Consider the following 368-nt stretch of genomic DNA (forward strand, 5'->3'; position numbering starts at 1 on the left):
CTTCGGGAGGGCGTTTACCACGGTGTGGTTCATGACTGGGGTGAAGTCGTAACAAGGTAGCCGTAGGGGAACCTGCGGCTGGATCACCTCCTTAACGATAAGATGTTTTTTTCTTGTGAGTGTTCACACAGATTGAATTGGCTTGATAGCTGGAACAGATAGTACTGGGTCTGTAGCTCAGCTGGTTAGAGCGCACCCCTGATAAGGGTGAGGTCGGTAGTTCAAGTCTACTCAGACCCACCAAATTTGAGGTTTTGCTTCGTTGTTTTCGTCGTCGCATACTGGTGTATGCTTCCTCCTCAACGCCTTGCTAAACCGCAAATTACTTTTGTCGCTCTGAACTGCGTTGTCGGCTTCGTCGCATACTG

The 368-nt window shown here is 49.5% G+C and carries 1 tRNA gene and 1 rRNA gene; both read left to right on the forward strand.

From position 1 onward, the window contains the following. Positions 1-94 (forward strand): 16S ribosomal RNA (locus tag DQX04_RS12340); the annotation flags it as partial. Between the two features lie 72 nt (positions 95-166). Continuing rightward, positions 167-243, forward strand: a tRNA-Ile gene (locus DQX04_RS12345). Positions 244-368 lie beyond the last annotated feature (125 nt).

It is taken from the genome of Aliidiomarina sp. B3213 (assembly GCF_003290085.1).
GTDB lineage: Bacteria > Pseudomonadota > Gammaproteobacteria > Enterobacterales > Alteromonadaceae > Aliidiomarina.